Origin of the sequence: Merdimmobilis hominis (assembly GCF_900104615.1) — a bacterium.
In the GTDB taxonomy this organism is placed as follows: Bacteria; Bacillota; Clostridia; order Oscillospirales; family Ruminococcaceae; genus Merdimmobilis; species Merdimmobilis hominis.
The window spans coordinates 342798-368967 of sequence record NZ_LT629939.1; the positions used below are offsets into that span (position 1 = coordinate 342798).

24 protein-coding genes are annotated in these 26170 nt (G+C 55.2%); 5 read left to right on the forward strand and 19 right to left on the reverse strand.

From position 1 onward, the window contains the following. Window positions 1-188: 188 nt before the first annotated feature. Both spo0A and spoIVB read right to left on the reverse strand, forming a co-directional pair. Complete coding sequence (gene spo0A / locus BQ5353_RS01660) at window positions 189-962, reverse strand: sporulation transcription factor Spo0A (RefSeq protein ID WP_054331015.1); 774 nt, start codon at window positions 960-962, stop codon at window positions 189-191. Between the two features lie 128 nt (window positions 963-1090). Further along, window positions 1091-2323, reverse strand: a complete 1233-nt coding sequence (gene spoIVB / locus BQ5353_RS01665; RefSeq protein ID WP_162273098.1) for a SpoIVB peptidase — start codon at window positions 2321-2323, stop codon at window positions 1091-1093. 368 nt (window positions 2324-2691) lie between these two features. On the opposite strand from spoIVB, the gene BQ5353_RS01670 reads away from it, so the two are divergent. Next, window positions 2692-3030, forward strand: coding sequence for an LOG family protein (locus BQ5353_RS01670; RefSeq protein ID WP_143117130.1), 339 nt, complete (start codon window positions 2692-2694; stop codon window positions 3028-3030). A 341-nt stretch (window positions 3031-3371) separates the two neighbouring features. Here BQ5353_RS01670 and BQ5353_RS01675 read toward each other — a convergent pair whose 3' ends face one another. From BQ5353_RS01675 to BQ5353_RS01695, 5 genes are all read right to left on the reverse strand, one after another. Continuing rightward, the gene (locus BQ5353_RS01675) at window positions 3372-4985 is read right to left on the reverse strand and encodes a gamma-glutamyltransferase family protein (RefSeq protein ID WP_054331012.1); all 1614 of its coding nucleotides are present in this window, start codon (window positions 4983-4985) and stop codon (window positions 3372-3374) included. Between the two features lie 47 nt (window positions 4986-5032). Further along, window positions 5033-6217, reverse strand: a complete 1185-nt coding sequence (locus tag BQ5353_RS01680; RefSeq protein WP_071427184.1) for a hypothetical protein — start codon at window positions 6215-6217, stop codon at window positions 5033-5035. 332 nt (window positions 6218-6549) lie between these two features. Continuing rightward, a complete protein-coding gene (locus BQ5353_RS01685) occupies window positions 6550-7686 on the reverse strand; it encodes a Ger(x)C family spore germination protein (protein ID WP_162273099.1) in 1137 nt (378 codons plus the stop codon). Continuing rightward, window positions 7683-8762, reverse strand: a complete 1080-nt coding sequence (locus BQ5353_RS01690) for a GerAB/ArcD/ProY family transporter (RefSeq protein ID WP_071427186.1) — start codon at window positions 8760-8762, stop codon at window positions 7683-7685. The genes BQ5353_RS01685 and BQ5353_RS01690 overlap by 4 nt, the downstream gene beginning before the upstream one ends. Continuing rightward, entirely contained in the window at window positions 8755-10290 is a 1536-nt protein-coding gene (locus BQ5353_RS01695) for a spore germination protein (protein WP_233424487.1), read from the reverse strand. Before BQ5353_RS01695 ends, BQ5353_RS01690 begins: the two co-directional genes overlap by 8 nt. A gap of 198 nt (window positions 10291-10488) precedes the next feature. Between BQ5353_RS01695 and BQ5353_RS01700 the strand changes: the two genes are divergently transcribed. Together BQ5353_RS01700 and BQ5353_RS01705 are read left to right on the forward strand one after the other, a co-directional pair. After that, window positions 10489-11166: a DUF421 domain-containing protein gene (locus BQ5353_RS01700; protein WP_071427187.1), complete on the forward strand. Its 678-nt coding sequence runs from the start codon at window positions 10489-10491 to the stop codon at window positions 11164-11166. 4 nt (window positions 11167-11170) lie between these two features. Continuing rightward, complete coding sequence (locus BQ5353_RS01705; RefSeq protein ID WP_054331005.1) at window positions 11171-11551, forward strand: DUF4363 family protein; 381 nt, start codon at window positions 11171-11173, stop codon at window positions 11549-11551. Between the two features lie 167 nt (window positions 11552-11718). Here the strand turns inward: BQ5353_RS01705 and nrdR are convergent, their stop codons facing one another. Further along, a complete protein-coding gene (gene nrdR / locus BQ5353_RS01710; protein ID WP_054331004.1) occupies window positions 11719-12180 on the reverse strand; it encodes a transcriptional regulator NrdR in 462 nt (153 codons plus the stop codon). Between the two features lie 469 nt (window positions 12181-12649). After that, entirely contained in the window at window positions 12650-12949 is a 300-nt protein-coding gene (locus BQ5353_RS01715) for a hypothetical protein (RefSeq protein WP_054331003.1), read from the reverse strand. Window positions 12950-13334: 385 nt separating this feature from the next. Between BQ5353_RS01715 and BQ5353_RS01725 the strand changes: the two genes are divergently transcribed. After that, window positions 13335-13595, forward strand: coding sequence for a hypothetical protein (locus tag BQ5353_RS01725; RefSeq protein WP_071427188.1), 261 nt, complete (start codon window positions 13335-13337; stop codon window positions 13593-13595). 54 nt (window positions 13596-13649) lie between these two features. Here BQ5353_RS01725 and BQ5353_RS01730 read toward each other — a convergent pair whose 3' ends face one another. From BQ5353_RS01730 to BQ5353_RS01745, 4 genes are all read right to left on the reverse strand, one after another. Beyond that, window positions 13650-14570 carry a hypothetical protein gene (locus BQ5353_RS01730; RefSeq protein ID WP_071427189.1) on the reverse strand — a complete coding sequence of 307 codons (921 nt, stop codon included), beginning with the start codon at window positions 14568-14570 and terminating at the stop codon, window positions 13650-13652. Beyond that, window positions 14567-15964 (reverse strand): preprotein translocase subunit SecD, encoded by a 1398-nt coding sequence (locus BQ5353_RS01735; protein ID WP_071427190.1) that lies wholly within the window; start codon window positions 15962-15964, stop codon window positions 14567-14569. The genes BQ5353_RS01730 and BQ5353_RS01735 overlap by 4 nt, the downstream gene beginning before the upstream one ends. A gap of 256 nt (window positions 15965-16220) precedes the next feature. Then, entirely contained in the window at window positions 16221-17501 is a 1281-nt protein-coding gene (locus tag BQ5353_RS01740; RefSeq protein ID WP_054330997.1) for an aspartate aminotransferase type Ic, read from the reverse strand. 167 nt (window positions 17502-17668) lie between these two features. Beyond that, the gene (locus tag BQ5353_RS01745) at window positions 17669-18625 is read right to left on the reverse strand and encodes a hydroxyacid dehydrogenase (RefSeq protein ID WP_054330996.1); all 957 of its coding nucleotides are present in this window, start codon (window positions 18623-18625) and stop codon (window positions 17669-17671) included. Between the two features lie 368 nt (window positions 18626-18993). On the opposite strand from BQ5353_RS01745, the gene asnS reads away from it, so the two are divergent. Then, window positions 18994-20388, forward strand: a complete 1395-nt coding sequence (gene asnS / locus BQ5353_RS01750; RefSeq protein WP_054330995.1) for an asparagine--tRNA ligase — start codon at window positions 18994-18996, stop codon at window positions 20386-20388. A gap of 61 nt (window positions 20389-20449) precedes the next feature. Here the strand turns inward: asnS and BQ5353_RS01755 are convergent, their stop codons facing one another. The 6 genes from BQ5353_RS01755 to cbiB all read right to left on the reverse strand — a co-directional run bounded on the left by BQ5353_RS01755 (window position 20450) and on the right by cbiB (window position 26168). Further along, window positions 20450-20959: a CarD family transcriptional regulator gene (locus tag BQ5353_RS01755; protein WP_071427191.1), complete on the reverse strand. Its 510-nt coding sequence runs from the start codon at window positions 20957-20959 to the stop codon at window positions 20450-20452. 176 nt (window positions 20960-21135) lie between these two features. Continuing rightward, the gene (locus tag BQ5353_RS01760) at window positions 21136-21837 is read right to left on the reverse strand and encodes a precorrin-8X methylmutase (protein ID WP_071427192.1); all 702 of its coding nucleotides are present in this window, start codon (window positions 21835-21837) and stop codon (window positions 21136-21138) included. A gap of 41 nt (window positions 21838-21878) precedes the next feature. Further along, window positions 21879-22409, reverse strand: coding sequence for a cob(I)yrinic acid a,c-diamide adenosyltransferase (locus BQ5353_RS01765; protein ID WP_071427193.1), 531 nt, complete (start codon window positions 22407-22409; stop codon window positions 21879-21881). Continuing rightward, window positions 22409-23908, reverse strand: a complete 1500-nt coding sequence (locus tag BQ5353_RS01770; RefSeq protein WP_071427194.1) for a cobyric acid synthase — start codon at window positions 23906-23908, stop codon at window positions 22409-22411. Before BQ5353_RS01770 ends, BQ5353_RS01765 begins: the two co-directional genes overlap by 1 nt. A gap of 214 nt (window positions 23909-24122) precedes the next feature. Continuing rightward, complete coding sequence (gene cobD, locus BQ5353_RS01775) at window positions 24123-25190, reverse strand: threonine-phosphate decarboxylase CobD (RefSeq protein ID WP_071427195.1); 1068 nt, start codon at window positions 25188-25190, stop codon at window positions 24123-24125. Between the two features lie 12 nt (window positions 25191-25202). Continuing rightward, a complete protein-coding gene (gene cbiB, locus BQ5353_RS01780; RefSeq protein WP_071427196.1) occupies window positions 25203-26168 on the reverse strand; it encodes an adenosylcobinamide-phosphate synthase CbiB in 966 nt (321 codons plus the stop codon). Between the last annotated feature and the right edge of the window lie 2 nt (window positions 26169-26170).

Genomic DNA, 26170 nt, shown 5'->3' on the forward strand with positions numbered 1-26170 from the left:
AGGAAGCAATTTTGCGCATGTTACAAGCAGCGCTTGTAGCAATGGAGAGAGGATTTCTTCCCCAATGGTCGCTTTGCGACCATTGTACCACAATCTCTCCCCCAACGCAAAACCGCCAAAGGACAATTCTGTCTTTTGGCGGTTTTGCGGTTGTATGATTCAATTGTGGTTGGCATAATAATAGGAATTTAGCTGATTTTGAGGCGCAGGCGCAGCTTATCGGCGATCATCGCGATGAATTCGCTGTTGGTTGGCTTCCCTCTGCCGTTGTGGATGGTATACCCGAAGTAGGAGTTGAGGATGTCCACATCCCCGCGGTCCCAGGCGACTTCAATGGCGTGGCGGATGGCCCGCTCCACCCGGGAAGAGGTGGTGCCAAATTTTTTGGCTACAGTGGGGTACAGCTGTTTGGTCACCGAGTTAATGATGTCGGCGTTGTTCACTGCCAACAGGATGGATTCCCGCAGGTAATGGTAGCCTTTGATGTGGGCGGGCACCCCGATTTGATGGATGATCTCAGTCACCATCATTTCCAGGTCGGGCTGGAGTTTACCAGCGCCGGGCAGGTCTAGGATGTCCGCTTTTTTGTACCCGGAGATCTGGACAATCCGCTCCACCAGCACGTCGGTGTCAAAGGGTTTGAGGAAGTAGTAAGAGGCGCCGGAGTTGAGCAGTTCCCGCTCCAGGACTGGGTTGTCGAAGGTGGACATCATCATGAACAAGGGCTGGACTGAAATTTGGGATTCGCGGATGGTTTTCATCACGCCGATGGCATCCAGCCGAGGCATGAACACATCCAAAAGGACAATATTCGGCTGATTTTCTTCCACCAGCTCCACAACACGGAATCCATCCTTTGGGGCCACGACCGTCTCATAGCCATAGGTCCGAAGGAGTGCAGAGCATTGGGCGCAAAACTCTTTGTTGTCATCTGCGATGAGGACCTTGATTTTGTTTGTCATATTCGCACCTCAATTGTAAATTTTTTCCATGTCTATAGATTACCATATTTTGGAAGTGATTGCAAGAGTTTGTCAAATAAAAGAAGTTCCAACACCATTATAAAATTCCAGGTAAAAATTGTCAATTATCACGAGACTTTTCTGCTTCCACTTTCGACGATCTTCGAGGATTTTTCCATATTCTCTGCAAAAATTGCGTACCCCCGTGTCGGATCGTTGACAAAAACATGGGTCACCGCCCCTACCAAACGGCCGTTTTGGATGATGGGGCTGCCGCTCATCCCCTGAACAATTCCCCCTGTTTTTTCCAAGAGAGTGGGGTCTGTGACACGAATCACCATGTTCTTGGTGGGGTTGGAATCGCTAAAATTGATCTTTTCAATCACAATGGAATAGTTTTGTGGTTTATCCCCCGAAAGGGTGGTGCGAATCTCTGCGGGTCCTGTCTGTACCTCGTGTCGAACGGCCAGCGGTATGGCTTCCCCAGAAACGGGAATCCGTTCCAGCAAGCCAAAAACGCCGGTTTCGTTGTTCATCTCCAGCGAACCCATCCGTCCGGAGCCGTTGAAGGAACCCCGCAGTTCGCCAGGTTTCCCACTGACCCCCTTTCCAACACCGGTGATGGTCACTCCCACAATTTCGCCGCTGGAAAGGGGCATCAATTCGCCGGTATCCACGTCGCAGATGGCGTGTCCAAGCCCTCCATAAGCCATGGAAGTGGGATTGTAGTAGGTCATGGTGCCAATGCCTGCGGAGCTGTCCCGCACCCAGATTCCAGCTTTATAGCTGCCGTCATCCGGGGATTTCACCGGCTTCAGGCTGACCTTCATCCGGGTGTTTTTGCGGCGGAGTTCCACAGCGACTGCTTTCCCCTGGGAACCGGAGACCGCGGCTGCAACATCTTCATTGGAGGAGACCTTCCTCCCGCCAATAGAGAGGATGATATCCCCGGTGGCGATGCCCGCCTCTTTCGCCGGGTTGACCGCCTGGCCGTCCAGATTGATGTCGGAAAGGCCCACCACCATCACCCCCTCGGTGAACATCTTCAGCCCGAAAGGATTTCCCCCTGGGATTACATAGTTGCGCTCCACCACCTGGACGTTGACCTGTTTGATGCCGATGGCGCCAAACATTTTCAGGTCCAGGTGGTAGCTGTTCCCCGATTGATCGTATGCGTGGGCAGGCAACCCTTCTGCCGGCTCCATGGCGGTGATATACCGCCCGGCCCGTATGGAAAAGGGTTCCCCTTCCACCACATAAAAATCATCGGGCAAGGTCACTTGCATATATAAGGTAAAACACAGCAGGGCGGCGATGGCCACGCAGGTCACCGACGCAAACTTTTGATACAATCTTTTCATTTTAAGCATCCCCCATTTTAAGTTCCTTCTTACTGTTCCACCGATGGCCGCCGATATGGGATGTAAAATTACCGTCTATTAGCGGAATGTTCCCCGCCTAGCAAAACTTTTCGGGGGAAAGAATTCCCACAACCGGCGGGAATGTGCTACAATACAGGTAAATTTGATTTTTGGGGGATCCTTCCTGGCAAGTCCTTCCTCTTAATTGGAATTGTTTTTACTCGCCACCATTGAAAACAGGCGGAGGCACAGGGAATTTTCCTTCATACAGCCCGTTTGCAAGCCAATTTTTTCATTTTATATGCAGGATAAAGGGAAGGGGAAACGGCATGCGCGTAGCTATCATCGGATCGAGGAACGCCAAAAATTTGGATATTTTTCAGATGATCCAGCGGGTGCCCCGCAATTGCTCGGAGATTATCAGCGGCGGGGCCAAGGGTGTGGACGCCGCAGCCAAAACCATTGCCCAGGTGCTAGGGGCCATCTACACCGAGTTCCCACCTGAGTACAGCCGCTACGGGGCGAAAGCGCCGATGATGCGCAACCAGCAGATTGTGGGGCGGGCGGACCTGGTCCTCGCCTTTTGGGATCTTTCCTCCCGCGGCACCGCCGGTACGCTGAACCTCTGCATCCAAAAAAGGGTCCCCTTCCGCATCTTCCCCCTTCACGAATACGAATTGCCCGAGGGGGAGACCCTTACCCGATAAAGTCGGGGATTTTGCACAAACCCACTTTTGGGGGTTTCCAAAAACCGGATGCCCTGCAACCGGCTTGCACGGCCCTTTATATGTTTTTGTTGGAGTTTTCCCAATTCGCCGGCGTGCCGCAAAAATATGGCTTTTCCCTATTTTTATGAAAGCACTTCCGCTCCTTTGGGACTTCGGATACACCCAAGGGACAGGGGCGCTGTTCGAAATCAAACAGTGCCTGTATACCTTGTTAGATTGCCCGGTTTTTTCAAAAATAATGGCTTTTGCCATCAAAAAAGAGGGCCTGTCACTTGGCGACAGGCCCTCTTTTTTTAAAAATATAAGTCAGTGTGATAGGGCTACCAAGCGGCAACTGTGCCGTCGGTCCGGGACTCGGTTCCGCCGCAAAGAACGCCATCTTCATCCCGCCAGATGATCTGCCCTCTGCCGAACAGCAGGGACTCCGCGGGGACGGTGACCTTGTGCCCTCTGCGGATCAGTTCCTCGGTGGCCGCGTAGGGGAAGGCGCGCTCCACTTCTACATTCATGCCGCTAGTCCACTGCCAACGGGGGGCGTCCAACGCCTCCTGAGGATTCATATGGAAGTCGATGGTGTTCATCAGCACCTGGACTTGACCCTGAGGCTGCATAAATGCACCCATGACCCCAAAGGGGCCGACTGCCTTGCCATCCTTGGTGAGGAAACCGGGGATGATGGTGTGGGCAGGCTTCTTACCGGGGGCGATGCAGTTGCCGCTGGCGGGATCCAGATAGAAGTTCCGGCCCCGGTTGTGCAGGCAGATGCCGGTTTCGGGGATGACCACGCAGGAGCCAAAGCCGTTGTAATTGCTCTGGATGTAGGAAATCATGTTGCCCTCTTCATCCGCGGCGCAGAGGTAGACGGTTCCGCCGCAGTTGGGGTCACCTGCCTCAGGCATCCGGGCAGTGTCGCCAATTAAGGCGCGGCGGCTGTCCGCATAGCCCTGATCCAACATTTTTTCCGCCGTGGTTTTCATAAACCGGGGGTCGGCCACGTATTTCTGGGAGTCGATGAAGGCCAGCTTCATAGCTTCCAGCTGTTTGTGGTAGGTCTCCGCCGAATGGGGATCCTTGAACTCAAATCCCTTGAGGATGTTCAGCGCCATCAGCACGGTGATGCCATAGCCATTTGGGGGAATCTCCCAAACGTCATAGCCTTTGTAGTTGGTGCTGATCGGCTCCACCCACTCGGCGTGGAAAGCGGCCAGATCCTCTTTGCGCAGGTAGGCCCCGCATTCCCGGGAGAAGGCATCGATTTTCTCAGCGATGGCGCCCCGGTAGAAAGATTCGCACTTGGTGGCCGCCAGCTCCCGCAGGGTTTTCGCGTGATCTTTCAGGTAGACCATCTCACCCGGCTTGGGAGCGCGGTCTTTGGGGCAGAAGGTTTCAAACCAATATTTAAAATAATCGTCTTTGAGGGTGGGTTTAAACTCGTTGTAAGCGTTGTCCCACAGCCGGGAGATCACCGGGGAAACCGGGTATCCTTCCTCCGCGTAGCGGATAGCGGGCTCCAGCAGTTCTTCAAAGGGGAGCTTTCCAAACCGTTCGGAGAGGCTCGCCCAAGCGGAGGGAATGCCAGGAACCGTCACCGGCACCCAGCCCCGTTTGGGGAGGGTATCACCGTATTTGGCCCGCAGCTCCTCCGGGTCAATGCCCATGGGGGCGGGGCCGCTGGCATTTAAGCCATATAATTTGTCTTTCATCCAAACCAGGGCGAAGCCGTCTCCGCCAATGCCGTTGCTGGTTGGTTCCAGTACCGTCATGCAGGCGGCGGTGGCGATGGCAGCGTCGACGGCGTTGCCGCCTTTTTTCAGGATATCAAGGCCGGCTTGGGCAGCCAGCGGCTGGGAAGTACAAACCATGCCCTTTCTCCCAAAGACAGCCTTGCGGGTGGTGGGATAGTTGTACTTGAGGGAATCGAATTGAAAGCTCATAGGATAGTGTCCTCCTTATGTAATGCCAAAACGGACGGGAAGCCCGCTTAGATAAACTGAACAAACACGCCTGCAATCAGGATGGAAATGGTCGTCACCGACACAAAGCCGGAGATGACAAAGGCAGGGGTCAGCTTTTTGACGATGTAATCCTTCTCCCCTTCGGTTTCGGCCACGGCGGTCGCCACCTCATTGACAATCAAATAGGTAGCGGGGAAACCCAGCAACTGGCTCATGGCAATGCCCATAGCCAGGTTTTTGGAACCCACAAACTTCCACAGGGGCAGGATGTACATGAAAAGGAAGGTACCTGCCAGAACCGCAGCAAATACGGTGACCGTCTGCACGCTCAGCTCCATTAAATCGGAGATGGAGATTTTTGCAAGGGATGGAATCAAAGTGCAGAACATAGCGGCCATGAACAAGCCAGATGCCTTGCCTTTGTCCAGCACCTTGGCGGGGATGAGGCCAATTTGGTTGGTAAGCATGCCTAGGAGCAGGCACCAGATGGACATGGAAATACCAGTGGCCTCCTCGATCAAAAATCCAATCCAAGCGAAAAACGCGACGATGGCAATGCAGGTGTACTGGGTGAAATATTTGTCGTTTTTCTGGGCAAAGCTCACCTTCTGCGCCTTGCCGGCAGAGGCTTCCGCCATCTCCTTGGCCATCAGGTCAATCCCCTGCGCCTGGGCATCCCGGTAGTTCTTCACCAGGATTCTCGCCTCACTCAACCCAAACCGGGAAGCGGGGATAGTGCCCACAAACTTCTGCACTGCAAAAACCACTGTGCCAAGGGCAGCTGCCATGGTAAAGCCTTTTTCCAAAGCACCGGAGGTCATGATGTTTGTGGCGACCAAACCGCCATTTACGATGGGGATGCTGACAATGGCCGCCTGTTTGCCGATAATGGGAATCACACACAGAACCGATACGATGGCGATACCCATAGCGACAATGGACATGACAACGACTTTCCACTCCCGTTTCATCTCATCCAGGTTGACCGAAGTGCCCATGTTAAACACAATAAAAGCACTGGCCATTTTGCTGACGCCAGTTAGGTTGGCCTGGTCGATGATATCGCCGGGGATGAGGCCTGTCATAAAACAGATCATAAAAAGCATCAGCGCGACAAACACCGAGGAAAGCTTTGCTTTGGTGGCCACACCTAAAATGTCGCCTATGGCAAAGAAGCCGAGGACAATAAATAAAGCCAGATACATAGACATAGTTGTTCCCTCCATTCATCATCCCAGAAACCATCTCGAGCATGGCGGAAGAAGGATTCCCCCTGGGCAGGTCATGAGAGCTGCAACTCCTTTGCAAGATTATATAATCTTACGGGTTTCATCGTATCACCTAAAAATTAGAAAAGCAATGGTTCCCAGATCTTTTCAGAACCTTAACCAAACTCCATTTAGAGATTTTTGTTGAGAATCTCATATAGATTTTTACTATATGGTCATAGCTATTTATCCAATTTCTTTGGTCAATTTTAACATAAAGAAAGGCGCCGGCAAACTGCCGGCGCACCACATGTTCAAGCCCACAGAAGGGTGTTTCACTTCTTTTCCTTATTGTCTGTGCTGATCCGCTGGATATGGACAGAAACCTCAATATCCACCGGCACTGTGGTGAGCATCTCCCCCCAATTTTCTTTGTTTTCCTCCCAGAATGTGTGGTCCTTGCGGTCCACCACCTGGTAAAGGTCAAAGATATCCATTTTATTCTCCCGCAGGGCTTTCATCATAGCCCGCTGGGTATCCTCCAGGATTTTGCGGGCCAACAGGTTTTCAATGTCTGCCTCCCCCTGCTGCGAAAGGGCCTCTTCCCCTTCCTGGACCAATTCCTCCAAGGTGCCCCACGCTTGGATTTCTACGGTAAACCGAGGGATTCCATTTTCTATATTGCACTGGATCTTGCGTTTGCTTTCGTTGATATTGGCGGAAACCCGGCCCACCTGGTCGTTCTCCACCACCAAAATGGTATTTTGGGGGCTCTCCTTCAGGAAGAGAAAGCCGCGGGTTTCTTCTGTATCAAAGGTGTCCACCATACGGTCATTGAGGAACAGCGCCGTCCCTTCAATGGCAACCGCATCCTCCCCACTATAATCCTTGCCCGCCTTGACGTAGGTGGCGTAGGCTGCTTTGGGATCGGATTCCAGTGCGCGGCTCATCTGCATCAAGGTGCTTTTCACCGCGCTCCCATCCTCCAGGGACTGGTCCACTACCATCTCAATAGCATTGGCGGGGACGATTCCCTGGTTGATTTGGGCGGAGACAATTTCATCCGCCCGGCCGTCGGCCACGAGGACCACCGTCCCCGGACGGGTCTCGTGGTCAGAATCAAAGTAATCCAGCACCCGGGAGATCCCCCCTTCAGCGGTTTCCCTGCCGATGACGATGATCTTGTTGTTGCCCAGGAACATCTTCCGCCCGTTTTGTAAAGTGGCCCGGCGCAGGGCATCAGAGATGCTGGAGCCCTGCACCTGAATTACCTTGTTGTTGAGTTTACTTGCGTCAAAGGAGGTTTGCCCTGTGCTTTGAGGGTTGAAAATCTGCAGTGTGACGGTGTAAAATCCGTCGTCATAATCCACCCCAATGGCCTGGACAATCCCCCGCTCCTTTAGTTCAACGCTCTGCATGCAGCCGCATAAAAGAACAGCAAACAGGAGAACTACCGCCATCCATCGCCTCATTGAGAAACCTCCTTTTTGCGGGCAGCGGTGCATAGGACGATCCCCGGCACCACCAGCAGGAAAAGTACCACAGCGATACCGGAGGCAAAAAAGCTCCGGATCAGCCGCATCGCTTGGTAGTTGTTGGCTAAAACGAGGGAAAGCAACAACACCAGGGCCCCCACGATGCCAATGCCGCGGGAAGCCACCGGCTTTGGCGCCAGATACCCCAACATATGAACTGCCAGGTAAAAGAACAGCGCTGTGCGCACAAAAGCGATAAACACCCACATGGCCATAAAAAGGGAATCCAGCCTCTGCATCACCGAAAACTCAGCTACGGCAGCCATGCTGTATATGGGGAACAGATGGCTTTGGGCGTACTCCCCCAGACTGGTGATGGCAAATACGCTGATCAATTGATAATAGACCATAATCATAGCGGAAAGAGCGCCCGAAGCCTTGGTTAAATTGCCCCGCACCATGGGGATCAGCAAAAGGATGGTGGTGATCTCCAGGGAGGCCCCTACCCCGCTGAATCCGGTGGCGACAGTGGTTTTTAAATCAATGGAAAAAGGGCTTCGTAGGAAGATGGGGTCGGCCTTTTGAAAAAGGCACAAAAAGAGGAATGCCGTCCCTGCGGCCACACCCCAAAACACAAATCCGCTCATCCGGGCGCACGCCTCCAGCCCCATGTAAGCGGCATAGGCAACCGCCAAGAGAAAGAGCACTACAAACAAAGTGGGAGAGGCGTTGGGGTAGATAGAGGAGGTGAGGAAAAACTCAAAGTGGCTAATGGTGTTGGCGGTCACCAGAACTAAAAACGCAAAGTACAGCGCTGCCACACCTTTGCCAAACCAAGGTTTTACTGCAAATGACCATTCAATGATGCTGTAATCTCTTCTTCGGCGAACCAGCAGAAAGGTGGGGATCAGCGCTGCCACATACAGCATCGCGCTCAAGGCCAAAGCGAAAATGATGCCGGCATTTTGGGAAATCTGGTCGGTCTTGGTGGAGTAGGTCAGCAGAGTGAAGGCGCGGCTTAAAAAGAGGAGGGTCACAAGCTGAGAGGCGGAAATCTCCACGCGCTTAGTCATCGTTATTCCCCCCTTTGATCTGGGAGCCAGGAAGATCCTGCACTCTGAGATCCTCTTTCCCAAGACTCTTCCAGCCCCAGCGGAACAGCACGTCCCGCATAGAGTACAAATCAAAGGGCGAGGCCGGACTGGTGATGGGGATTCCCATCGTGTTGATGGCACAGAGGTTGACCATCACCACGGCGAGGCCCAAGGTGATGCCGAACATCCCCAGCAGGCCGCCTAATAAAATAAAGGTGAACCGAAGAATGGTTACCGGCTCATACAAGGGCGCTACCACAAAGGAGCTGATAGCCGTCAGAGCCACCACCATGACCATGGGTGCGCCGATCAATCCGGCAGTCACCGCTGCATCGCCAATAACCAGGGCGCCTACAATACTTACCGCGTGGCCAACCGGCCGGGGAAGCCGCAGGCCGGCCTCCCGCATCACTTCATAGAAAAAGTGGATGATCAGCGCTTCCATCATAATAGGGAACGGGGTGGATTCCTCCGACGCCGCCACATTGAACAAAAGGGCGTTGGGAAAAAGCTCCGGGTGAAAGGTGGCGATAGAGACATAAAACCCCGGCAACAGGATGGTCAGAAAGAAGGACACGTATTTGAGCCACCGGATAAAAGTGGCATAATAGGGCCGGTTGGCGTAATCGTCAAAGCTCTGGAAGTTTTCGGTGAACAGAAAAGGGATCACCAAGGCGAAGGGGGTTCCGTCAAACAAAATGCCAATGCGTCCCTCCGAGACCTTGGCGCAGATGGTGTCCGGCCGTTCGGTCACCCCCACCTCCGAGAAGATGGAAAGGGGCTTGCGCTCTAAATAAGGCTGGACATAGCCGGATTCCAGCACCACATCCAGCTTCACCTTGGAGAGCTTGTACTTCACCTCTTTTAAAAGCTCTGAAGATACCATATCGGTGCGGTACACCAGGCAGATATCGGTTTTGCTCTTCTCCCCCACAGTGGAAAGTTCCAGTTTGAGCTTTGGGGTTTTCATCCGGCGCCGCACCATGGACATGTTGACACGCAGGGATTCTACAAACCCCTCCCGGGAGCCGCGGACATTGGTTTCTGAGGACGGTTCCGAGATGGAGCGGGACTGGAAACCCTGGAGCCCCAAAGCCATGCCAACATTTTTCCCGTCCAGAAGGATGACTACAAAGCCGGACATAATAAACCGGAACAACTCCCCGTAGGTATAGCACTCGCTGGTATCACCGGAGAGAATCGTCTTATGGCGCATCCAGGAAAGCAGGTCCTCCGGCTTGGCTTTTTCCAGCTTCAAATGGGTTAGCGGCTCGATGATCAATTCGGTGGTATTGGCCAGGCTGAACATCCCCTCGCACATCAAAAGCGCCACCGGAATGCCGCAGACTTCCATCTGGCGGACCAGGAGGTCGCTGGTCCCCGAACACAGCTCCCGCACTTTGATGATGTTGTCAAGCAGGTTGACCCCCAGCTTTTCCTCCAGGGCGGCATCGTCCTGCGGCGGCTCATAATCCATGGATTTCATGGACTTTTTTAGGTTAAACACTGGAATATCCCTCCCAAGAACAGCGGCATCGCCGCAGCCATTTCTATGGCAAGTATGGCCATTCCTGCGCCTCTTTATGTGTTTTGGGAGGATTTTTTCCCCTTCCATGGTCCAGCACACCGTCAAAATCGCATAAAAAATGGGACAGGGCACATACTAAACTGCGATTGCAACTAGATTTTTTGGGGAGGCTGGCCTATGTATGTTGTCTTGTTTCGAACCATCCTGCTTTACATTTTAATCATCTTCAGCCTGCGGGTTATGGGCAAACGCCAGCTGGGGGAGCTACAGCCCTCGGAGTTTGTCATCACCATTCTCATCTCCAATATTGCCACCCTGCCCATTGAGGATACCAACGTCCCACTCTTGTGCGGAGCCATCCCCATTCTAACATTGATGTGTTTTGAGGTGTTTATCTCCACCCTCATCTTAAAGAGCAAAACCGCCCGAAAGGTCATCTCCGGCAATCCCAGAGTCTTAATCCGGGATGGCAAAGTGGATCAGCAGGAGATGCAGAACCTGCGGTTTTCGGTGGATGATCTGCTGGAGCAGCTGCGCACCAACAATGTGTTCGATATCCAGGACGTGGCCTTCGCCATAGTGGAAACCACCGGGAAACTCTCAGTTTACCAGCGGTTTGAGGCCCGCAACGTCACCCCTCAGATGCTGAATCTGCAAAGCCCTGGGGAGGATGCCCTCCTGCCGGTGGCGGTGATCAGCGACGGCGAGGTGGTGGAGGACAGCCTGCGCTTTTGCAACCTGAAACCGGAATGGCTGCACAAAGTACTGTCAGAAAATGGGTATCAGCCCCAAGACATCTTTTTGATGACCTGCAACCGCAAGGCCCAATACCACATCATCCCAAAGGAGAAATAGCCTTATGAAACGCTTTGTAATTGCCGTGGTCATCATGGCCGCTATGCTGGGCAGCAGCGGGGTGGTCCTCTATGGGCTCACCCAGGTGAAGGATGAGATGATTGCCAGCCTGGATGAGCTGACCCAGATGGTGGAGGACAAGGAATATGACAGGGCTCACGAATTGTCAGAACAGCTTTTTCACCGGTGGGATGAAGAGGAGAACCGGCTGATCCGCTATGTCCGCCACACCGACCTGGACAGCATCTCCAGCCGGATGGCCCGTCTCCCCTACCTGGTAAAATACAAAGACCCCGCTGAATTTCTCAGCGAGGTCAGCCAGATTCGGTATCTGATTCTGCATTTATGGGAATCGGAACTTCCCCTGATGCGCAATATTTTATAGATTTTTTAGGAGGAAAATATTGTCCTATGGGGGACATTCCGCGCCGGAGGTAATCCCGCGCCGGTCTGCCGAAGCAGACCGGTGTGCAAAAACAGTCGGGGCAGATAGGCGTAACTTACCATAGCCGGCCATAATTGATGGCTCCAGTGGAAAAATGGAGGTAGACGTCAGTGGATATTGGAGTCCAGGATGTTGTTTAACTCCTCTAAAAAGGAATGGATGTCTTGGAATTGATGGTACACCGATGCAAATCGCACATAGGCGACTTGGTCGATCTCCCTTAGTTTGGCAAGGGCATACTCCCCCAATTTTTGGGAGGAGACTTCCCGCACCAAACTGTTTTGGCAGGATTGTTCAATCTCGTCAATAGCCTGCTCCAACTGGTTTAGGGAGACCGGGCGCTTCTCACAAGCGCGCAGCATGCCAGACAACAGTTTGTTCCGGTCAAACGGCTCCCTGGAATTGTCTTTTTTGATCACCATCAACGGCGTGGTTTCAATCACCTCATAGGTGGTAAACCGTTTGCCGCAGGAAAGGCATTCTCTCCTGCGGCGGATGCGCTCCCCTTCGTCGGTGGGGCGGGAATCAACTACTTTGCTTTCTTGGTAACCGCAATACGGGCACTTCACTCTAGCTCACTCCAATCACACGATGCCGCAAGCACTCTGTCAAATCTGCTACAGTACAGTTGGTGTACAGCAGTCCCCCGGCAGATCGTGTCGTTCTAAAACGTTCTTGTCAGTCCTTGAAAGAATACAAAACTGCCCATAATTATGCAAAATTCGACAAACAGGTCTCTTTCACAAAAAGGGGGATTTTTCCCGGAAACGCCGCAGTTTCCGCTTGGAATTCTAGAAAAATCCGAGAGATACTTTCAGGACAAGTATAGCATAAAGTGCCCATATAACACAAGAATTTTCAGCATATTGCCAAAATAAATTGGATGAGGCTGTCTCTGCGGTTTGTTTTACATCCTTTGGTACCAAAAGGTGCAAGTTCCGCTCTGCGCAGATTCAGAATCCGTCGACTAGGTCATTCTGGCCGTGATTTTAGGTTGTTCCCACCGCGGCAAAAGGCCGCATTTTTGCATGTGCAGGGTTAGTCTCTGCATAAATTGCCAAGAGTGCTGTCATTCTCTGGCAATTCTGGGTCGTACTCCGCCACCAAATCTTCGATTATGTCTCTTGCATGTATTGCCGAAGCTTGGTTGGCTGTGAGCAGTTCTGCTATCCAGGTGGCAAAATCGCTATTCACCGTCACATTCCCCAAGCGAAACACTTCAAATCCGCCATTATCATGGCCGCATATTGCAAATGTCCGGCGTATTCCAATCGCATCCAATTCCACTTCCTCACGCAACGCGCTGTAGCGTATGCTTGGACCGGCTTGTAGGCCCATGTGCTCTTACCTCCCCAAACTGTTTTTTGACAGCAGTACCATTATATACATAATCTGCCAATTTTTTCAAGGTCGTGGGTACAAAAAGATGTCGACACGCCTCGACAAAACTTTGTGTAAACCTTTGTCTTAGGCAAAGGTTTTTTTGAGGAGAATTACTCTTGTTTTTTCTGTTTTCTCTCGATTTTGTGCAGAATTTTTCGCTTCTTCTTGGTGGAGAACAACAAAAGTATTTTTTGTCTTTCTCCTATTGCCCAAGCGGACAATCCCCTTCTCGTTCCATCGCGGATGAACCCCACTGGACCCCCACCATGCTGGAAAAAAGTTGCCGTTGCACCCTCTCCCCCATTCGTGGTACCATCATTCCAGGAAAGGGAGTGCACCCATGAAACAGTTTTACCGGCAGCTCTGCCAAATTCACCCCTTTGGGCTGGGGGTAATCGAAGCGGGCTTTGCCATGATGATTGCCTATTTTATCTGCGCCCAGTTCGCGTTGTTCCTGGCTCCCCACGCCCAGAGCTATCTTGGAATGCTCGCCCTGCGCCGCGCTTGCTTGGAAGCCGCGCCTGCGTCCTTTGCCGCTGGAGTGGCGGCCGGGCTGATCTGCGACCTAGCCTTGGTGCAGGAAAAGGACAGGGAGCGCTAATCCAGCCCTGTACATGAGAAAAGGAACACCAAGTTGGTGTTCCTTTTTTGCATTTTACCCTTGTTTTTCAGAGTTTTTTTCCCCCTGCCACCCAGCCCAAAGGGGACCGGCTAAGCAGATTGCCCCATAGCCGCAGGAAAGAATCCCGACCAACAATGGGAAGGTAAAGCTCAGGATAGCGTCTGCTTGCCCCAGAAGCGCCATCACTGAAAGGGCGGCCAACATCATAGCAGCACAGGCCAAAACCGTCAGCAGCCGGGGCAGGTACTGCACAATGCTCTGGTTGACAAGCTCAGCCGGGGAGACTTTTTTCCCCAAGAGCCTCCGGTTGTCCCGGATGTGGCCAAAGAGCCCGGCGGCGCTGTACAAGGTGAAAAACAGGATTACCAGGGCTACCGCGAAGAACTGTCCACCAAAAGGGATACGAAACAGGGCATATCCTCCCGCTGCCAGCAGCAGGTTATGGGCAAAGGCGGCAACTGTCAGAATCCCAGCCTGCCAGCCGCCGATAGAGGGAAAACGAAGGGAGAAAAACAGGACAGTCACTGCGGCGGCCACCCCCATGCAGAGGAGGCATTTCAACCAAAAATCCCAGCCCACTGCAGCTTTCAGCACAAGGGCGGAATCAAGTGCAATTTCGTTTTCGGGGAAGGTGCTGGCCAAGGTGGCGGTGAGCCCCATCTGCTCCTGGGTTGTAAGCGCCACGTCCCCAGGGAAGGAGACCTCATAGCTGGATAGCCCCGCCGCCCAATCGGTTTTCGCCTGGACGGTCACCCGTCTGCCCACCACCGTCTCCACCGCTTCCTGGAAGGGACGGCTGTCCAGCTCCCCTTGGTAAGTGTAAGTGAGGACAAACCCATCTTGGTAAGGGAGGTCGCGGCGCACCCCCAGCAAGGCGATGGCGGCCAGGGCAATAAACAAAAACACGGCGGATACTGCCAGGAAGCGTTTGCGGTTGGCTGAAAAATTCATCATCTTCTCCCACCTCCGTACAGGGACGGGTCCCGCAGGGACTTCATCCGGCAGAGGGATTTCAGCATCAGGCGGGAAGCAAATCCGTTCATAGCCAGGTTGGAAAGAGCCCCCGCCAACAGCACAAAGCCAAAAGAAGAAATCCCTGTCGAGGAAGCCGTGCCCAACCAATCCAGGAAGGGGAGCCGGGCCAGCAGGCTGCTTTCCGGGCTGAACGCCGCCAGCAGCAAAAAGGCAATCAAAGCGGTGAGCAGACACCCATTCCAGAGGGAAGGGAATGCCTGCCGGAACCCGAAGTCCACAGCTGCATCTAAATTTTTACCGTCTCGCAAGCCTTCTTTAATCCCCTCGGCCACGTGGACGTTGGTGTCAATGCCAAACCAAAGAGCCAACAACATGGCGGCAATGCTGGGGAGGGACAGGGTCGTGGCCGGAAATTGGGGAATAAATCCAGTGACTGCTGCCACCAGCAGGGCTGCTTGTCCGAATAGGGCGATCATGGCCACAACTCCGGGGAGCCGGCAGCGGAACACCAACAGCGCCGCGGTAAGCCCAAAGGCAAGGATGCCGCACTTGGCAAGAATTCCCCTGGCCCCCTCCCCCAGCGCCGGAGCGATGGGGCCGTAACTGACTACCCGCATCCGGAAGGGCATAGGCCCGAGGTTGATCTTATCCGCCAGGCGGGTAGCGCTCTCCTGGGTGAACCGGCCGGTGATGGCAGGCTTGCCGCCCAACGTCCGAGTGTCCGCAGAAGGAGCGGAAATCATCGTGTCATCCAGCCAGATGGAAATGGTGGTGTCGGTCCCGGAGAGCCGTTCCGACGCCTCGTTAAATTTGGCGGCGCCTTCCTCGGTCAAATCTAAGAGAACCACATACTGCCCCACGTCCTTTTGGGAAGGCTCCACCGAAGCGCTCACCACATCCTTGCTGGTCAAAATCACCGTCTCTTTGGTGACGCCGGAAGGGCGGTTGTTTTCATCCCGCTGCGAACCCTCCCGCAAGGTCAGCTGGGCGGTCTCCCCCAATTCCGCCACTGTGGATGAAAGGTCTTCCTCCATACCCTCCATCACATCCGCCGGGTAGCGGACAAGGATTCTGGCCTGGTCAAAATCGGTGTATACTTCACCATCCGTGATGTCCTGGGACAGCAGCCGACGTTCCAATATGGCCTGCGCCAAGCGCAGTTCCGCTTCTGTGGCATCCACCCCTTCCGGCGGACCGAATACCACCTCCACGCCACCGCGCAGATCCATCCCCAGCTGGATGTCGCCGGCCCCTTTGACATAAACTCGGGTCAGATCGCCATAGGTGTTGCTGACGCCCAAAAACGACGCATAACCCAACACGGCGATGCACAACAACACCACAAAGAATACTGCGCGCTTACCCCGTTTCACTGGCGATCCCCCCTTGTTCCATTCCCGATGGAGGCAAGGTTCCCAACCGTCTGCTACCTGCTTTTCCACCGGCATTCATGGGGCTATTATATGTCAATTGGAAACAAAAGTCAATTTCATTCTTTGTACATTTTCCAAATATTTCATGTAAGTAACAAAAAATACTGATTTTTACTTGGAAAAAGCGCCTGTGTGGCCAAAGCCACCCAGACGCTAGCTGTGGAATCTAGGTTGTGAAAAAAATGTGGAAAACTTCTTACTGGGCCATCAATTTTTCCAAGCAGGCAAGACGGGCCGCCACGCAGAAAATATCCAAAGCCGCCTGCAAATTTTCCAAGGTGGGATAGGTGGGAGCCAGGCGCAGATTGCGGTCCCGCGGGTCATTGAAATAGGGGTAGGTGGCCCCCACGTCGGTCAGGGCGACACCCGCCTCCTTGCAGAGGGTATAGGTCCGTTTGGCACAGCCGTCCATCAGGTCGACCGAGACAAAATAGCCCCCTTTGGGGTGGCTCCACTGGGCGATCCCCTTGCCTTCCAGCTCTCGTGTTAATGTGTTTTCCACTGCCTCAAACTTGGGGCGGACACTGGCCGCGTGGCGCAGCATGTGGGCATCAATTCCCGCTTTATCCTTAAAAAAGCGGACATGCATCAGCATGTTGACCTTGTTCCAGCTGATCACCGGGACGGTCATCTGGGATTTGATAAACCGGATATTTTCAGCAGAGGCACCCATGGCCCCCACACCGCTGCCCGGGAAGGTGATCTTGGATGTGGAGCCAAACAGATAAACCATATTGGGATTTCCAGCTTTTTTGCACTCACTTAGGATGTCCAACACCCGTTCCTTCTGTTCAGGGTAGATGTCGTGGACGCAGTAGGCGTTGTCCCAAAAGATGCGGAAATCCGGAGCGGCGGGCTTTAAGGCTGCCAACCGCCGGACCACCTCGTCGGAATAGGTGACCCCGCCCGGGTTGGAGTACTGGGGAACACACCAAATGCCTTTGATGGAGGGGTCGGCACAGACCAATTCCTCGATCTTGGCGATGTCCGGGCCGTTTTCATCCATCTCAATGTTGATCATCTCAAAGCCAAAAAACTCGGTGATATCAAAATGGCGGTCATAGCCAGGCACAGGGCAGAGCCATTTGCGGTCTTTGCACTCGCCCCAGGGCCGGCCGCCTAAAACCCCGTTGGTCACCGCCCGGGAGATGGCGTCGTGCATCAGGGTCAGGCTGGAGCTCCCCCCCACAATGACCTCATCCTCCCCGACGCCAAGGAGCGCGGCGAACAGACGATTGGCCTCGGGCATGGCGTCCAGGTTGCCGTAGTTGCGCACATCTACCCCGTTTTCATCTCTAAAATCAGTGGAGCTGGTAAACAAGTCAAACATCCCATTGGAGAAATTGAGCTGTTCCTCGCTGGGTTTGCCCCGGGACATATCCAATTTCATCCCCTTGGCTTTTAAGGCTTCATAGGCGGCTTTGGTCTCTTCCAAAAGGGAAGCAAGCTCCTCTTTGGAACATTCTTGATAGGTCATAGTGTTCCTCCTAACCGTGGTGTTTCTTTGTCTTTGTTCCATTATACTGGCTCTCCAGTCAAATTGCAATATGCAGGATAATATTTTAAAACCTGCAAATAGGGCCGATAAATTTCTAGAAAATCCGAAGAAAGGCCCGTTCCGCGAAAGAACGAACCTTTAAAAAACTATTTTTGGGGATGGTTCACCGGCCAGGTGGGCTCTTGCCCCGAAAGCACCTCATGGATGCCCTGGGCAGCGTGCAAGCCCATGCGGGCGGTGGACTCCCAGGTGTGGGCCGCGTTGTGGGGGGTGAGGATGGCGTTTTCCAGCTGGAAAAGCTCAGCAGTGGTGTCCGGCGGCTCCTGCTCAAAGACATCCAGCGCACACCCGGCGATGGTCCCCGCCTTCAGCGCTTGGGTGAGGGCCCCTTCCTCCACAATGCCGCCCCGAGCGGTGTTGATCAAAAAGGCGGTGGGCTTCATCAGGGAGAGTTCCTTTTCCCCGATCAAATGGCGGTTCTCGGCGGTGGAGGGCATGTGCAGCGAGACAAAGTCCGCCTCCCGCAGCACCTCTTCCTTGGTGGAGAGCCGCTTGACATAGGAAGGCACCAGCTCCTGGGGGAGATAGGGGTCATAGCCGACGATGTTCATCCCAAACACCCGGGCCTTCTCCGCAACCGAGCGGCCGATGCGTCCAAGGCCCAACAGGCCCAGGGTTTTGCCCTCCAATTCAATGGTCATCAAGCTGTTGCGGATTTCAAAGTTGCCGGCGTGGAATTCCCGGTCCACTACATGGATGTATTTGGCGCAGGACAGCATCAAAAACAAGGTGTGCTCCGCCACCGCTTTATAGTTGGACAAAGGGGCGTTGGTGATCCAAATCCCCTTTTCAGTGGCGTAGGGGATATCCAGTGCATCCACCCCCACTCCATGGCGGCCCACCACCTTCAGTTTTGGGGCGGCATCGATAATCCGGCGGGTCAGCGGCTGATTTCGGATTAAAATGGCGTCGCAGTCCGCCACATCCCGGACAATGTCATCCTCCGTGAGGCCGCTGCCCATTTTGATTTCATACCCTTTTTCCCGGAGGTATTCCTTGCCCTCTGGGGCGATTTCCTCGGGGATCAGCACCTTATATGCCATAGTGTTCCCTCTCCTTCCCAAAATCGTCTGCTTGGCTTCATTGTATGCTTTGTGGGGGCAAAAATCAAGAGAATCCGCCGGTGCCGCCGGTTTTTTGCAGCAAACCAGCTCATATCCGTCACATTGCCGGAAAAAAATGGAGAGGATTGCCTGTTTTTCCCTGAAAAAAATCACTTTTCCCTTGTTCCCTATCCGGATTTGTACTATAATAAACAATAGCTTTCTGCAAGCTATTGTTGGTGCGCACTCTTTTTTATGCAGGAGGGAGCGCGCACTTATCTTTAGAAAGGCTGCGGCGACGCCCGGCCGCCTCCGTTCCCCCACTGGGAAGAGGATGGAAACAAAGAAAAATCATTGGAGGTATCACCATGACCAAAACAGAACTGAAAAAATTGTTCAGTGACGTTGCAAGCTACACAAGCGCACCGGTGACGGTCTGCGGCTGGGTCAAGACCATCCGCGTGTCCAAGTCCCTGGGCTTCATCGAACTCAACGACGGCACCTGCTTCAAGAATTTGCAGGTGGTCTTTGAGGAGAATAAATTGAACAATTTTAAAGAGATCAGCAAGCTCAATGTGGGCGCGGCGATTGTGGTGGATGGCGATATCGTCCTCACCCCGGATGCCAAGCAGCCCTTTGAAATTCATGCCACCGATGTTTTCATTGAGGGTGCTTCCACCCCCGATTACCCCCTGCAAAAGAAACGCCACTCCTTAGAGTTCCTGCGCTCTATCGCCCATTTGCGCCCCCGCACCAACACCTTCAGCGCTGTGTTCCGAGTCCGCTCGGCCGCTGCCTTTGCCATCCATAAATTTTTCAACGAAAACGGCTTTGTCTACGCCCATACCCCCCTGATCACCGGCAGCGACTGCGAAGGCGCCGGCGAGATGTTCCGGGTGACCACCCTGGATCCGGTCAATCCGCCCCTTTGCGACGACGGTTCAGTGGATTTCAGCCAGGATTTCTTCGGCAAAGCCACCAGCCTCACCGTCTCCGGACAGTTGGAAGCGGAGGCTATGGCTATGGCATTCTCCAAGGTCTACACCTTCGGCCCCACCTTCCGGGCAGAAAATTCCAACACCGCCCGCCATGCCGCCGAGTTTTGGATGATTGAGCCGGAAATCGCTTTTGCCGACCTGAAGGACAACATGGAGCTGGCTACTGCCATGATGAAATACGTCCTTTCTTATGTGCTGGAGACCTGCCCTGACGAGATGAAGTTCTTCAACGACTTCTACGACAAGGAGCTGCTGGAGCGCCTCTACTTTATCATCCATTCCGAGTTTGGCCATGTGACCTACACCGAGGCCATCGACCTGTTGCTGCAGGCCGGCGACCGGTTTGAATACCCTGTCTCCTGGGGCATTGACCTGCAGACTGAGCATGAGCGTTACCTCACCGAGCAGGTGTTCAAAAAGCCCCTGTTTGTCACCGATTACCCCAAGGAGATCAAAGCCTTCTACATGCGGCTCAACGACGACGGCAAAACCGTTGCCGCGATGGACCTTCTGGTCCCCGGCATTGGCGAGATCATCGGCGGAAGCCAGCGTGAGGAGCGGTTGGATGTTCTGACCAGCCGCATTTCGGAGCTGGGCCTCAAAGAAGAGGACTACAGCTGGTACTTGGATCTGCGGCGGTACGGCGGCACTAAGCACGCCGGTTACGGCCTGGGCTTCGAGCGGCTAATCATGTACATCACCGGCATATCCAACATCCGGGATGTGCTTCCCTTCCCCCGGACTGTGGGCACTGCGGAATATTAAAAGCAAAAAGAAAAGGACCTTTCCCCAAAAGGAAAGGTCCTTTTTATGCAGCAAACACTGGTTATTCGCCGGCGACGCCTGCCGCCTTTTCAATATAGGGCACAACTTCCTCCCGGTCAATCCCCAAAGAGACCGCCAGTTCACCGTACAAAAGATCCTCGGCCCGCTTCATGTAGCGCTGGTCCACCTGGCCGATCTTCCGCCCGCATCGGGCCGCTTCCCGGCTTTTGGCGTAGATGCTTTTGATCATCCCCACCAGATCCTCGCACCGGTGGGCTTTGAGGGCAGATTCATACCGCTCTTTGATCACCGATATGCTACGGCCGCTGCAGTCGCCTTTTGGAATATCGGGGATTTTGGAGACAAGCTCCTCCGCCTCTTTTTTGGTCAAGATAGGCCGCATAAATACGGTAGTATCCACTGGCGCATAGATCGTTTCAGTCCCATATTCGGGAACCAGGGTGTAGTATAGCTTTTTGTGATCGCCGCTGGCAAACTGCGGCTTGCCGATCTTGGCCACCCGGCACACACCGCTGATCCCATACATGATCCAATCTCCTACTGCAAACACTGGTCACACCTCCATGAAGTCCTTCCGTTTCTGCTTCCAGGATGGCTCCCCTTCTGCTCCTTTTCGCAGGGGGCTCCTCAAAGAAAAACGTGCAGGCTGGCAACTGGACTCACATTTGCCAAACTACACGCCTTATGTATAAGTATACCACATTTTTCTCCAAAAAGACAGCCGACTTACAAAATGGAGGATTCCTCTCCCTGGGCGAGGGCTTGCAGCATCAATGCGTTGACAATGGCGGCGGCGATATTGCTTCCCCCCTTGCGCCCTTTGATGACGATGTGGGGGACGGCGCTTTGCAGAATCAGCTCCTTGGCAGGAATCACATTGACAAACCCCACCGGTACCCCCACCACCAATGCGGGGGAAATTCTCCCCTCTTCCATCAGTTCCGAAAGGCGGATCAGCGCTGTGGGGGCATTGCCCACCGCGATAATCACCGGCCGCCGGAGGGCCGCTGCCCGCTCCATACAGATTTCCGCCCGAGTGACACCCCGGCTTTTGGCCTCCGACGCCACATCGGGGTCAGACATGAAGCAAAAGACATCCCCGCCCAATTTGCCCAGGTTGCCTTTGTTGATGCCCGCTTTGGCCATGTTGGTGTCGGTGACAACCGCGGCCCCGGCCCGCAGGGACTCTATCCCCTTCTCCACCGCCCCAGGGGAGAAAGCCAAGGTCCGGGCGAACTCAAAGTCCGCCGTGGTGTGGATCACCCGTTTAATAATGGGCTCTTCCCTGGGATCGAGATGGATGCCTCCCAATTCTTCCCCAATGATGGCAAAGCTGCGAGCCTCAATCTCCCCTGGGGGGATGCGTTCGATCTTCAATGGCAAAACCTCCTTGTCCCACTGCGCAGTGGAACTTCCAATTCTATCCATGTCTATGGGGGGCGGCCAAAGAAAGGCCCACCCTCTTCCCCTTATTTTTCAATACCCAAGCGGGCGGGGATCCCCTGTTCAAAGGGATGGCGGATCTTTTTCATCTCGGTGATGTAATTCGCCCGGGAGAGGAGCTCCGGTGCAGGGTCCCGGCCGGTGAGCACCACCTCCAACCCCTGGGGGCGGTTATCCAGAAAGGCTAGGAGCATCTCCCGGTCCAGGAGGCCCTTGTTGTAGGCCCCCACTGCTTCGTCCAAGATCAAGAGGTCCACCTCCCCCCGCTGGCAGAGGTCGATGCACTCCCGCAGCCTATGGTCGTGAAACCGTCGGCTCTCCGCCTTTTGGGCGTCGGTCATGCGAAAGGTGAACACCGCTTTTTCCACCCCCGGCAGCACCCGCACCCCCAGCTTTTGGAGGGGGATCAGCTCTCCGGTGCCGCTGTCCTTGAGAAACTGGAACAGCAACACCCTTAGACCCCGGCCCGCTGCCCGCACCCCAAGGCCGATGGCCGCTGTGGTCTTTCCTTTGCCATCGCCGCAGTACAGGTGGACAAGGCCCTGTTGATTCTCCATCAAATCCCCTCCTCCATAATTCGGTAAATGGATGGCAGATCCAGGTTTTGCCGGACCAAATCGGCCAATTTGTCGTATTGTTCCTCCCGGTAGGAGTCCAAATCAAAGGCTTTTGCCTCCTCCGGGTCTAGGCCCTTGGCCGCCAAAAGGGATTGGAGCAGCCCCTGGGCTACGTCCTCCCGGTCAAACAGGCCGTGGACATAACAGCCCAGCACGTTGCCTGCCTGGGCGCCGTCCCCTTTGCTTTCCCCAGTTTGGGAAGTGAGCTCCACCGCCGGCGAGAAGTCCCCTTCGGTAGCCCCCATATGGATTTCATACCCTGCCAGCTCCCGGCCGGACAGCCCTGCAAAGGCCCCTTCCAACCGCCGGAACTGCCCGGTGACCTGGGTGCGGGTCTTCTCGTTCAAAAAGCGGGTGGTGACCGGCAGGAGCCCCATTCCAGAAAGGGATCCCCCTTCCTCCACCCCATCGGGGTCGTGGAGGGCCTTCCCCAGCATCTGATAACCGCCGCAGATGCCCAGCACCGCACCGCCCCGGGCAGCGTGTTTGAGCACCGCTGCTTCCAGGCCATTCTGACGCATCCACTTCAAGTCCGCCATGGTGTTTTTGGTGCCCGGCAGGATAATGAGGTCGGGGTTCCCCAGTTCCTGGCGGCGGGCTACATACCGCAGGTTCACCTGGGGGAGCATCTGCAAGGGGTTGAAATCGGTAAAGTTGGAGATGCGGGGCAGGCGGATCACGGCGATGTCCACCAACCCACCTTTCCCCTTTGCAGTGAGCCGGTCGGAGAGGCTGTCCTCGTCGTCCAGGTCGATATCCCCATAGGGGAGGACCCCCAGCACCGGCACCCCGGTGATCTCCTCCAGCATCTTGAGGCCGGGCTCAAGGATGGAGACATCCCCCCGGAACTTGTTGATGACCATCCCTTTGACCATGCTGCGTTCCTCCTCATCCAGCAGAAGGAGGGTGCCGGCCAGGGAGGCGAAAACCCCGCCCCGGTCGATGTCCCCCACCAGCACCACCGGGCTGCGGGAGAGCTTGGCCATCCCCAGGTTGACGATGTCCTGCTCTTTCAGGTTGATCTCCGCCGGGCTGCCCGCCCCTTCCAGGACCAGGATGTCGTACTCCTCCTCCAATTTACGGTACGCCCCCAGGATATGGGGGATCAGCTCCTGTTTTTTGGTGTAGTACTCTTTGGCCTCCATGGTTCCAAAGACCTCGCCGTTTACAATGACCTGGCTCATCCGGTCGCCTGTTGGCTTTAGAAGGATGGGGTTCATCTCCACCCGGGGGCGGATGCCCGCCGCCTGGGCCTGCATCACCTGGGCGCGGCCCATCTCCAGCCCCTCCTGGGTGATAAAGGAATTGAGGGCCATATTCTGAGATTTAAAGGGCGCGGCCCGGTGGCCGTCCTGCCGGAACACCCGGCACAGCCCTGCGGTGACAAAGCTCTTGCCGGCGCTGGACATAGTGCCGCACACCATAATGGATTTTGCCATGCTGCTCCCCCTTTGATGGATCGATCGATTTTCGTCTGGGGAACGGGAAAAATCCCCCGTTCCCCTTTTGGTTCTTATCCCCTCCCCCATACGCCTTTTGGGAGCTGGAGGGCTTGGCATTTTGCCGCCGTCCGGGTTTTCCCCTTCGCCTTGGCAGGGATGCGCCCCTGCAAACGCGAAGGGAAAAACCGCCCCCAGCCAATGCTCTTTCCAGTTAGAGGAGCACCTTTTGGAGGGCGGCTAATAGGGCTCCGTTCTTCTCCCGGTCCTTCACCGCCGAGCGGTAATCACCGGGCCCGAGGCCCCGGTAGTTGGCACAGCTGCGCAGCAGGATGCCATGGGGCCGAAGCCTCCTATCCAGGTCGGGAACATGGCTGTGAAACAGCAGGTAATTGGCCCGGGAGGGAACGACACGCAAACCCAGTCTTTCCAATCCCTGGCGGAGGATTTCTCGTTCTGCGGCTACGTAGCCAGCGGTGCGCTGAGCATAACCTTCCAATGAGAGGGCGGCCAAACCCGCCTCCTGGGCCAGGGTGGAGACCCCCCAATGCTGCCCAGCAGCAGCCATCTTATCTAGGAGGGAAGGGTCGGAGCAGAGGCAGTACCCCAGCCGGACTCCAGCCATCCCATACATCTTGGTAAAAGCTTTGAGCACCACCAGGTTGGGGAACTCCTCCAACAAGGGGACTAAGGTGAAGCCTGCTCCGTCCTTTAGAAAGTCCTGGAAGCACTCATCCACCAGGACGGGGAGCCCCAGCCCTCGACAGCGCTCCAAAAAGGGCTGGAGTTCCCGCCGGGTTGTGCACTGGCCGGTGGGGTTGTTGGGGTTGCACAGGAATGCCAGCTCCACCCCATCCAGCGGGACTTCCAGGTTGGAACCGGCCAAGGCAAAGTCCTCCTCCCGGGACAGGCCGATATACTGGACGGCGGCCCCAACCGACCGGAGGGCCTTTTCATATTCGCTGAAGGTGGGGGCCAAAACCAGCCCTATACGGGGCCGAAGAGCCCAAACCAGCCGGAAGATGAGATCGGCGGCGCCATTCCCACAGAGGACAGCCTGCGGCGGAATCCCTTCTTTTTCCCCGATGGCCTGGCAGAGGGCCCGGCAGGCCGGGTCTGGGTAAGGGCAGCAGAACTCCGCCGCCCGCTTGATGGCCTCCTTCACCTGGGGCGGCGTGCCCCAAGGGTTGGTGTTGGCGGAAAAATCCAAAATTTCCTCCGGGGCGCGGCCCAGCTCCCGGGCCAAGGTGTAAATGTCCCCGCCGTGGGCGGTCAGATCCATAAAAATCCCCCTTTACATGAAATAGAGACACATTCGAATCAGCACCACTGCCGTCAGGATCAGCACCGCTGCGGCGTTCATCAGCCGCCCGGCGCGAGGGATGTCCTCCGCCTCCACCGGGCGCAGCGGGTCACCGATGGTGGGCTTGTGGTGAAGCACCCCGAAGTAATAGGCATCTCCAGCCAGCTGGATGTCCAGCGCCCCGGCGCAGGCGGCCTCAGTGTGGGCGCTGTTGGGGCTTTTGTGGCAAAGCCGGTCCCGGCAGAAGATCCTGGCAGCGTTTTTCCCATCAAATCCCAAAAGATAAGCAGCCAGCACCATGGCAACGCCGGAGATGCGGGCCGGCAAAAAATTCCACAGGTCGTCCTGCCGGGCGGCAAAGCGGCCAAAGTGGAGGTACGCATCATTTTTATAGCCGATCATCGAGTCCAGGGTGTTGACCGCCTTGTAGGCCAGGCCCAGGGGCGCCCCTCCGATGGCCGCGAACAGGAGGGGGGCTACCACCCCGTCGGAGGTGTTCTCCGCCACCGTCTCCACCGCTGCCTTGGTCACCCCGGTTTCATCCAGGTGCTGGGTGTCCCGTCCCACGATCATTGACACCGCTTTGCGGGCCCCCTCCAGGTCGCCCCGCTTCAGGGCGTCGTACACCAGGCCGCTCTCCTGCCGCAAGCCCTTGGCAGCCAGGATCTGGTTGCACCAAAACGCTTCCAGCAAAAATCCGGCCAAGGGGTGAACCCAGCCCGCCAGGCAAATTGCCCCAGCGGCGAGAAAGAAGGTTCCCACTGGCAGCGAGAGGGCGAGAACCGCCCCAGCCAACCGCTCTCCCCCAGGCGTTTGGGGGAACGCCCGGCGCAGAAGGGCCTCCCCCCGCTGGATACACCACCCCATGGCCCGCACCGGATGGGGCATCCAGCGGGGATCTCCCAAAATCTGATCCAATAAAAAGCCCGCTGCTAAGGCAGCCGTGTGATACAACATCG